The 9,360-nt window shown below is 68.8% G+C and carries 9 protein-coding genes; 2 read left to right on the top strand and 7 right to left on the bottom strand.

Annotated features, from left to right (window positions below):
- The 4 genes from B2869_RS03825 to B2869_RS03810 all read right to left on the bottom strand — a co-directional run.
- On the bottom strand, positions 1-1,189 hold a 1,189-nt coding region (locus B2869_RS03825; protein ID WP_292762988.1), incomplete at its 3' end, for an ATP-binding cassette domain-containing protein.
- Positions 1,186-1,998 carry an ABC transporter permease gene (locus B2869_RS03820; protein ID WP_136025002.1) on the bottom strand — a complete coding sequence of 271 codons (813 nt, stop codon included), beginning with the start codon at positions 1,996-1,998 and terminating at the stop codon, positions 1,186-1,188. The genes B2869_RS03820 and B2869_RS03825, both read right to left, overlap by 4 nt.
- Positions 1,995-2,939 (bottom strand): ABC transporter permease, encoded by a 945-nt coding sequence (locus B2869_RS03815; protein ID WP_292762984.1) that lies wholly within the window; start codon positions 2,937-2,939, stop codon positions 1,995-1,997. Before B2869_RS03815 ends, B2869_RS03820 begins: the two co-directional genes overlap by 4 nt.
- Before the next feature lie 28 nt (positions 2,940-2,967).
- The gene (locus B2869_RS03810) at positions 2,968-4,578 is read right to left on the bottom strand and encodes an ABC transporter substrate-binding protein (RefSeq protein ID WP_136025004.1); all 1,611 of its coding nucleotides are present in this window, start codon (positions 4,576-4,578) and stop codon (positions 2,968-2,970) included.
- Positions 4,579-4,747: 169 nt separating this feature from the next.
- Between B2869_RS03810 and valS the strand changes: the two genes are divergently transcribed.
- Both valS and B2869_RS03800 read left to right on the top strand, forming a co-directional pair.
- Positions 4,748-7,363 carry a valine--tRNA ligase gene (gene valS / locus B2869_RS03805; protein WP_292762979.1) on the top strand — a complete coding sequence of 872 codons (2,616 nt, stop codon included), beginning with the start codon at positions 4,748-4,750 and terminating at the stop codon, positions 7,361-7,363.
- Positions 7,363-7,578, top strand: coding sequence for a hypothetical protein (locus tag B2869_RS03800; RefSeq protein ID WP_292762976.1), 216 nt, complete (start codon positions 7,363-7,365; stop codon positions 7,576-7,578). The genes valS and B2869_RS03800 overlap by 1 nt, the downstream gene beginning before the upstream one ends.
- 25 nt (positions 7,579-7,603) lie before the next feature.
- Here the strand turns inward: B2869_RS03800 and B2869_RS03795 are convergent, their stop codons facing one another.
- From B2869_RS03795 to B2869_RS03785, 3 genes are all read right to left on the bottom strand, one after another.
- Positions 7,604-7,822: a hypothetical protein gene (locus B2869_RS03795; RefSeq protein WP_136025007.1), complete on the bottom strand. Its 219-nt coding sequence runs from the start codon at positions 7,820-7,822 to the stop codon at positions 7,604-7,606.
- Complete coding sequence (locus B2869_RS03790; protein WP_029258191.1) at positions 7,819-8,442, bottom strand: ArsR/SmtB family transcription factor; 624 nt, start codon at positions 8,440-8,442, stop codon at positions 7,819-7,821. The genes B2869_RS03795 and B2869_RS03790 overlap by 4 nt, the downstream gene beginning before the upstream one ends.
- Before the next feature lie 109 nt (positions 8,443-8,551).
- A partial coding sequence (locus B2869_RS03785; RefSeq protein ID WP_292762970.1) for an aminotransferase class I/II-fold pyridoxal phosphate-dependent enzyme occupies positions 8,552-9,360 on the bottom strand: 809 nt, incomplete at its 5' end.

The raw sequence follows: 9,360 nt of genomic DNA, 5'->3' as shown, positions 1-9,360 counted from the left end.
CGCCGGAGAGCGCGCTCGGACGCCGGTCGGCGAGCTCCGGGGCGAGGTCGACCTCGGCGAGGAGTCGGGCGATGCCCGCAGCCCGCTGAGCGCGAGGCACCCCGCCCGCTTCCAGCGCCTCTCGCAACGAACGGCCGATCGTCCATCGCGGGTCGAACGCTCCGAGCGGATTCTGGTGCACGAGCTGCACCCGGCGCTGCGATGTCCACCGCAGGTTACCGGCGTCCGGAGCGTCGACTCCGACGATCATGCGCGCCAGCGTCGTCTTGCCGGACCCCGACTCCCCGACGATGCCGAGCGTCCGTCCGTCTTTCAGGGCGAAGGAGGCATCGACGACCGCGGGCACGGCATCGAAGCTCCTGGAGACCTCGTCGGCGATCAGCAGCGCCGAGGAATCGGCAGGAGCTGAGGCCCGTGGTTCGTGGATCGTCGCCGCGATGAGCCGCTTCGTGTAGTCGTGCTGAGGGCTCTCCAGGACCGCGGCCACGGGGCCGGACTCCACCACGATCCCGTCCTTCATCACCAGGACGCGGTCGGCGATCCGTCGGACGGCCGCGAAGTCGTGGCTGATGAATACCAGCGCGGTGCCTGCATCGACGATCTCGCGCAGCAGACCGAGGATCCGTGCCTGCACGGTCGCGTCGAGAGCGGTCGTCGGCTCGTCCGCCACCAGCACGGCGGGATCCGCGGCGAGCGCGGAGGCGATGAGTGCTCGCTGTCGGAGTCCGCCGGAGAGCTCGTGCGGGTGCTGTCGGGAGCGGCGTTCGGGGTCGGGCATCCATACCCGTGCCAGGAGCTCCCGCACCCGCTCCGCCCGCGCCGCCCGTCCTCGGACGATCTGGTGCAAGAGCAGCGGCTCGGCGACCTCCGCCGCGATCCGTCGCAGGGGATCGAGCGAGACCAGGGCGTCCTGAGAGACGAGCGCGATCCCGGCCCCGCGCAGCTCGCGCCACGCGCGCTCGGACAGCCCGGCCGCATCCGTCCCGTCCACGACCAGCCCGTCCAGCGAGACGTCGGCGTCCGTGGGAGTCAGTCCCAGCAGCGCACGAGCCGAGAGCGACTTGCCGGCGCCGGACTCCCCCACGATCGCGATGCACTCTCCGCGGTCGACGGCGAAGGACACGTCATCGACGACCGGGTTCCCGTCGAATGCGATCCGCAGCCCGCGCACTTCCAGGGCGACGCTCATGCGATCCTCCCGTCTCCGCGAGCGCGCAGGATACGCCCCACGACGGTCGCCGCCACCACGGTGAGCGTGATCGCGATGCCGGGGAACAGCGAGATCCACCAGGCCTGCCCGAGGACGTTGCGCCCACCGGCGAGCATCAGTCCCCACTCGGGAGTCGGCTCCGACGGGCCGAGCCCCAGGAAGCTGAGCCCGGCCGCTGCCAGGATGCTGGAGCCGATGCCGATGGTGGCGAGCACGCTCAGCGCGCCGAGGACTCCCGGAACCACGTGCCGGGTGAATGCGCGCATCCGTGGCACCCCGAGGATGCGCGCCGCCTCGACGTGCTCGGCGACGCGGAGAGTCTGCGTCTGCACTCGGGCCAGCCGGACGTAGACGGGCACGGCGGCCAGCGTCACCGCGATCGCGATGTTCACCGGTCCCGGGCCCAGCACGGCGACGACGACGAGTGCGACGAGAAACTCGGGGAAAGCCATCAGCACGTCGTTCACCCGCATCACCGTGATGTCGACGCCCCTCGGCGCGACCCCGGCGAGCGCGCCGATGACGAGTCCGCCGACGAGCGCCACCCCGGTGGCGAGGAGCCCGATGCCCAGCGAGCGCGCCGCACCGTAGACGACCCGCGAGTACACGTCGCGTCCGCTCTGGTCGGTGCCGAACAGATGCTCGGCACTCGGCGGAAGCAGGGCGGCGCGTACATCCGTCTGCAGCGGATCGTGTGTGGCGAGGACACCGGGCCAGAGCGCCGCGAACGCGATCACCGCGAGGACCAGGATCGCGACCCACAGCAGCATCCGCTGCGCGCGCCTCATCGGACACCTCCCGATCGCGAAGCCCTGATGCGCGGGTCGATCAGCGGATGGACGAGTTCGACGACGAGGTTCACCGCCACGAAGACCAGGGCGCTCAGGAGGATGATCCCCGTGATCACCGGAAGGTCGCGGTCGCTGATCGCGGCGAGTGTGACCCGACCGAGGCCAGGACGGGCGAACACCGTCTCCACGAGCACCGCCCCACCGAGGACGGATCCGGTCAGGTAGGCGGCGAGCGTGACAGCAGAGGCGGCGCCGTGTCGAAGCCCATGCCGCAGCGTGAACCACGAGGGACTGGCCCCACGAGCCCGCACCGTCTCGGCGAAGGGCATCCGCTCCGCCTGCATCAGCCCGTCGCGCAGCACTTGGCTGAGCAGCGCCGCCACCGGAAGCGCGAGCGTGATCGCCGGCAGCACGATCGTGGCGGGGTTGCGAGCACCCGACACCGGGAACCAGCCCAGACCGAACGCGAAGACGCTCAGCAGGACGAGCCCGATCCAGAAGACCGGGGAGGAGAGCACCACCAGCTCGACCGCCGCCGCGACCGTCCGACCCGCCTTGCCGCGAACGAGCACCGCCACGGACAGCGCGAGCACCAGGGCGATCACGAGCGCGAGCACCGAAAGCTGGACGGTCGCACCGAGTTGACGCCCGATCACCTCGGTCACGGGCATCCGCAGCTGGTACGACTCTCCCAGGTCTCCCCGAGCGAGCTGACCGATGAAACGGAGGTACTGCTCGAACGGCGGGCGATCGAGCCCGAGATCGGCTCTGATGCCTTCTTTGACCGCCTCGCTCACCTGCGCCTGGGGCCCCAGCATCACCGATACCGGATCCCCCGGGATCACCCGGAAGGCGAGGAAGGCAACGGTCGCCGCGCCCCAGAGGACTATCACGACGGACGCGGCGAGGCCGGCGATACGGACGAGAGCAGCCCTCACCACCCGTGCCCTCCGCTCAGCCGGCGGCTCAGCCGACGGTCACATCGTAGAACAGCGGTCGACCGTACAGGTCGTACTGCAGCCCCTCGACGCGATCGCCGACGGCGGTGATCGCCGACGGGCTGTAGAGCGGCACGATCGCCGTATACGTCGCGTTCCACTGCTGCAGCTGGGTGTAGAGCTCGTTGCGCTCGTCCTGGTCGCTGGTCGCGACGGCCTTCTCCAGCAATGCGTCGATCTCGGGATCGCTCACCTGCGACGCGTTCTGGAACCCGTCGGTGTGCAGGTGGCTGCGCAGCAGGTCGGGGTCGACGCCGGAGAAGCCCCAGTCCGTCAGATCGAAGGTCTTCGGCTCGTACTGCTCGTTGTAGGCCCCGGGTTCGAGCACCTCGCGCTGGACCTCGAACCCGATCTCCTTGAGGTCGGACTGGATCGCGTTCGCGAGAGCGGCGCGGTCATCCGGGACGGGAGTCCAGGCGATCCATCGCACCGAGAGCCGCTTGCCGTCCTTCGTACGGATGCCGTCGGCGTCGCGTGCGGTCCATCCCGCCTCGTCGAGGAGCGCGTTCGCGGCGTCCTGGTCGAACGGCCAGCTGCCCTCGAGCGACGCGTCGTAGCCCGGGGTCGTCGAGCCGAGGATGCTCCATGCGCGCGGGAACTGGCCGAAGTAGATCTCCTCCACCGCCGCGTCGATGTCGATGCCGCGCGCGAAGGCCTGACGCACCTTCTCGTCCGCGAACACCCCGTACTTCTCGTTCAGGTACAGCGAGTACGGCAGACCCGGATACTCGATCGAATCGACCGTGATGCCGTCGCCGAGATCCTTCGCGAGGTTCGGCGGGATGTTGCTGGCCAGGTCGGCCTCCCCGCTCGTCACCACGCCCGTGCGGACCGAGGCCTCCGGCTGGATCTCCACACGCAGCGTCTCGAACTTCGGGGCCTTCGCATCATGCGGACCCCACGCGTAGTCGTCGTTGCGGGTGTACACGATCTCCTGGTCCGGCGTGTACTCGGTGAGCTCGAACGGACCGGTACCGACGGTGACGTCGGGTCCCCCCGCCTTGAGCTTGTCCGCGGACTTCGCGAGGACGGCCGGCGAGTAGAAGCCGAGCTGCGGCGTGCTCGCCGCCTGCAGGAACGGTGCGTACGGCTGCGTGAAGGTCACCGTGACCGTGTAGTCGTCGACGACTTCGGTGCCCTCGTAGAAGTCGGCGCCGAGCATGCTGGCCGCCTGCGCGGATGCCGTCTCCGGATCGACGATGCGGTCGAAGTTCGCCTTGACCGCGGCGGCGTCGAACTTCTCGCCGTCGGTGAAGGTCACGTCGTCACGGAGCACGAAAGTGTACTCCGTGCTGTCCGGCGAGACCTCCCAGCTCTTCGCGAGCCACGGGCTGAACGTTCCATCCGCCTCCTGGAACACCAGCGAGTCGAGCACCGCCCGCTGCACCATGCCGGAGACGTCGAGCTGGCTCACCTGCGGGTCCATGTGCCCGGCCGAGAGGTTCGCGCCCTCGATGGACCACACGAGCTCTCCGCCCTCGCCGTCCGAGCCGGGAGCCGCGCATGCGCTGAGCACCAGCGCAGTGGCAGCGGCGAGCGCCGCGAAGGGCAGGAGACGACGCACAGGTCTTGCGGGCATGACGGTTCCTCTGGACGAACGGGTCGGGACATCCCATCCTACGGCCGATTGTTGGACGGGGTCGATCTGCGACGGCCTGCCGATGCCCCGATGCTCGGTAGACTGTTCGGCACAACCCACACTCAGGCACGCTCACACAGTGCCGCATACATCGCTCGAGGAGACCTTCATGCCTGCTTCCGAACCGTCGCAGAACCAGATTCCCGACAAGCCCGCACTCGAAGGCCTCGAAGCGAAGTGGGACGCCGCCTGGGCCGAGCAGGGCACGTACCTGTTCGACCGTCTTCGCGCGGCGCAGTCCGGCCGCGAGGGCGTGTACTCGATCGACACCCCGCCTCCGACGGCATCGGGCAGCCTGCACATCGGGCACGTGTTCTCCTACACGCACACCGATGTGAAGGCCCGGTTCGAGCGCATGCGCGGAAAGACCGTGTTCTACCCGATGGGTTGGGACGACAACGGCCTGCCGACCGAGCGACGGGTGCAGAACTACTACGGCGTGCGGTGCGACCCCTCGCTCCCGTACACCCCCGATTTCACTCCTCCCTTCGAGGGCGGCGACAACAAGTCGAGCCGCGCGGCCGACCAGCAGCCCATCAGCCGCCGCAACTTCATCGAGCTCTGCGAGCGCCTCACCATCGAGGACGAGAAGCAGTTCGAGGCGCTGTTCCGCCAGCTCGGACTGAGCGTGGACTGGACGCAGACCTACCGCACCATCTCCGACGACACCATCCGACAGAGCCAGCTCGCTTTCCTGCGCAACATCGAGCGCGGCGAGGCCTACCAGGCGCTGGCTCCGACCCTGTGGGACATCGACTTCCGCTCCGCCATCGCGCAGGCCGAGCTCGAGGACCGCGACCAGCAGGCGGCGTATCACACGATCGAGTTCCCGTTCGCGGACGGCTCGGGATCGATCGCGATCGACACCACCCGCCCGGAACTGCTCCCCGCGTGCATCGCGATCGTGACGCATCCGGAGGGGCCGCACAAGCACCTCATCGGCACCAAGGTGAAGACCCCCTTCTTCGGCGCCGAGATCGAGATCCACGGCCACCACCTCGCCCAGCCCGACAAGGGCACGGGAGCGGCGATGGTCTGCACCTTCGGCGATGTGACCGACATCATCTGGTGGCGCGAGCTGCGCACCACCGAAAACGAGTCCCTGCCGAACATGACCACGATCGGTCTGGACGGGCGATTCCTGCCCGAGGCTCCGGCGTCCGTCGAGAATCCCGAGGCCGCGACCTGGTACGCCGAGGAGATCGCGGGCAAGACCGTCTTCAGCGCGCGCAAGGCCATCGTCGAGAAGCTGCAGGCGACCGGCGACATGACCGCGGTCGGCAAGCCCTTCAACCACGCCGTGAAGTTCTTCGAGAAGGGAGACCGTCCGCTCGAGATCGTCTCCACGCGCCAGTGGTACATCCGCAACGGTGCCCGCGACGGCGAACTGCGCGACAAGCTCATCGCCCACGGCGAGGAACTCTCCTGGCACCCCGAATTCATGCGCGTGCGCTACGAGAACTGGGTGGGCGGTCTCACGGGCGACTGGCTCGTGTCGCGTCAGCGCTTCTTCGGTGTGCCGATCCCCCTCTGGTACGCCCTCGACGAGAACGGCGAGCGCGATTATGACCGCGTGCTCACCCCGGATGCGGCGTCGCTCCCGATCGATCCGACCACCGACGTGCCCGCCGGGTACACCGTGGACCAGCGCGGCGTACCGGGTGGCTTCGACGCGGAGGCCGACATCCTCGACACCTGGGCGACCTCGTCCCTCACACCGCAGCTCGCGGGCGGCTGGCAACGTGATGAGGAGCTGTGGCAGCTCACCGCTCCGTTCGACCTGCGCCCGCAGGGCCAGGACATCATCCGCACCTGGCTGTTCTCCACCATGCTGCGTTCGACGCTCGAAGACGACAGGACGCCGTGGCGCAACGCCGCGATCTCGGGCTTCATCGTCGACCCCGACCGCAAGAAGATGTCGAAGTCGAAGGGCAACGTGGTCACCCCGGCCGACGTGCTCGAGGCCCACGGCTCGGACGCGGTGCGCTACTGGGCCGCATCGAGCCGCCTCGGCATGGACGCCGCATTCGATCCGCAGAACCCGACGCAGGTCAAGATCGGTCGTCGTCTGGCCATCAAGGTGCTCAACGCCGCCAAGTTCGTGCTGTCGTTCCCCGTGCCCGACGGCGCACAGGTCACGCACGCCCTCGATGCGTCGATGCTGACAGCCCTCGACGGCGTCGTGGTCGAGGCGACCAAGGCGTTCGAGCGGTATGACGCCGCTCGTGCTCTGGAGCTCACCGAGGCCTTCTTCTGGACGTTCTGCGACGACTACCTCGAGCTCGTGAAGGAACGCGCCTACAACCAGGCCGATGTGGGGCAGGCATCCGCGGCGCTCTCGCTGCGTCTGGCCCTGTCGACGCTGCTGCGCCTGCTGGCTCCCGTGCTGTCCTTCGCGGCAGAGGAGTCGTGGTCCTGGTTCGAGGAAGGGTCGGTGCACACCGCCGCGTGGCCGACGCCTCTCGGTATCGACGGTGACCCGGCCGTGCTCGCCGCGGCCAGCGAGGCGCTGATCGGCATCCGTCGCGCGAAGACCGAGGCGAAGGCCTCGCAGAAGACTCCGGTCTCACGTGCGGCGATCGCCGCCCCCGCAGCGAAGCTCGATGCCCTCCGTGCCGCAGCCGATGACCTCCGCGCCGTCGGCCGCATCGCCGAGCTCGAGTTCACCGAGGCCGAGGCGTTCGCGGTCACTGCGATCGAGCTCGCCCCGGTCGAGGCCTCCTGATGCAGCTGGGCACGCGCTGGGCGGCCGGGTCCGAGGCTCCGGCCTCCGTCCCGGCATCCCTCCGGCCGGCGATCGCCGAGGTCGAGTCCCGGGGCCTCATGGGCCACTGGACGCTCACGTGGCTGGAGGGTCGCGCGATCGCGGAGCTCGACGCGGGCTGGGAGGTCTTCCAGACCGCGACCGGCGAGATCGTCGCCCGTCCCTTCCAGGACTGAGTCCCGGCCGGGACCGCGCTACGCGTCAGCGCCGCGTCAGGCCGAGCTGTGCGAGTGCGTGATCGACGGCGCGCGGATCCTGCCTGCGGGTCTGCTGCTCGCGCAGCAGGTCGAGGGCGATCTCACGTCGCTCGGCACGTCGGGAGATGCGGTGCTCGACGTACGCGGTGAGATGGTCGGCGAGTCGCAGCAGCCCGCGTTCGGTCTGCGTCGGAGCCACCAGGTGAAGCGTCGCGCTGGTCATGATTCCTCCAGGATGTCGTCGCCGGATCCGTGCGTCGCGTGCTGCGGCGTCGGCAGGTCGAAGAGTTCGGTGCGGAGCGAGACGCGTCGCACATCGGGTCCGGTCTGGCCCCGGTAGCGCTCGATGGCCCTCTCCACGATGGTCTCGAGCTCCTCGCGGAGCGACATGGCCTGCTCCGGCGTCATATCGAGGTGCGTGGTGATGGTGATCCCCACATCGCGCCACGCCTCCGGGACCTCGGACTGGGGTCGGTTGAGGTACGACATCAAGGTCTCGTGCCGCAGACGGAAGAACTCAGACGTCACGATCTGGGCAGCCGCCCGATTCGACGGCGAAGTCATCTCGTCAGGACCGGGCACGTCGATGCGCCCCTTGGGGCGTTCCCACCACCGCTCACGCGCCGTGCCCCGCCCCTCGACTTCGCGGATGAGATCGTGAGCAGCCAACGCGCGGAGGTGATAGCTGGTCGACCCCGATGTCTCCCCTACGAGTGCAGCGAGCGAACTGGCGGTCTGCGGACCGCGCGCGGCGAGGATGTCGAAGATCTTCACCCGGAGCGGGTGCGCCAGCGCCTTCAGGGCGCTGGCATCGAGAGTCCTGACCTGCGTCTCGTTCGTCATGCATGCAAAGATACCCTTGCAAAGATTTCTTTGCAAGGCTTTCTTTGCAACTAGCCCCGGTTCTGTCGCAGGGTCAGGTGCAGGGCCCGTCGCAGGGTCAGTTGCAGGGTCAGTCGACGACAGCGCGCGCGGCGACGAAGGCCTCCACGCAGCGCTCGACCTGCTCGGGTGTGTGAGCCGCCGACAACTGCACGCGGATCCGCGCCAGCCCGCGCGGCACGACGGGGAAGCTGAATGCGGTCACGTACACGCCGCGCTCCTGCATCTCCCTGGCGATCCTCGCCGTCTTCGCCGCATCGCCGAACATGACGGGCACGATGGGGTGCTCCCCGGGGAGCAGGTCGAATCCCTCGGCGGTCATGCGCTCGCGGAACAGGGAGGCATTGCGGCGCAGACGCGCACGAAGGTCGGCGGACCCCTCGACGAGATCGAGGGCGGTCAGGGTTCCGGCCACGATCGCGGGAGCGAGTGTGTTCGAGAACAGATAGGGACGAGAGCGCTGACGCAGCAGGGCCACGATCTCGGCGTGCGAGGCGACGTACCCGCCCGATGCACCGCCCAGCGCCTTGCCGAACGTCCCGGTGTAGATGTCGACGCGATCGGCGACCCCGCACAGCTCCGGCGTCCCCCGACCGTTCTCCCCCACGAAGCCGACGGCATGCGAGTCGTCGACGAAGACCAGTGCGTCATAGCGCTCGGCCAAGTCGCAGATCTCGGCGAGCGGCGCGATGTACCCATCCATCGAGAACACGCCGTCCGTCACGATCACCCGGAATCGGGCCTTTTCCGCCGCCTTCAGCTGCTCTTCGAGATCGCTCATGTCGCGGTTTCGATAGCGAAGCCTCTGCGCCTTCGAGAGCCGGATCCCGTCGATGATCGACGCATGGTTCAGCTCGTCCGAGACGATGGCGTCCTCGG

Source organism: Microbacterium sp. UBA3486, from assembly GCF_002377845.1.
Taxonomy (GTDB): Bacteria; Actinomycetota; Actinomycetes; order Actinomycetales; family Microbacteriaceae; genus Microbacterium; species Microbacterium maritypicum_A.
This window is presented reverse-complemented; position numbering and strand designations above follow the sequence as displayed.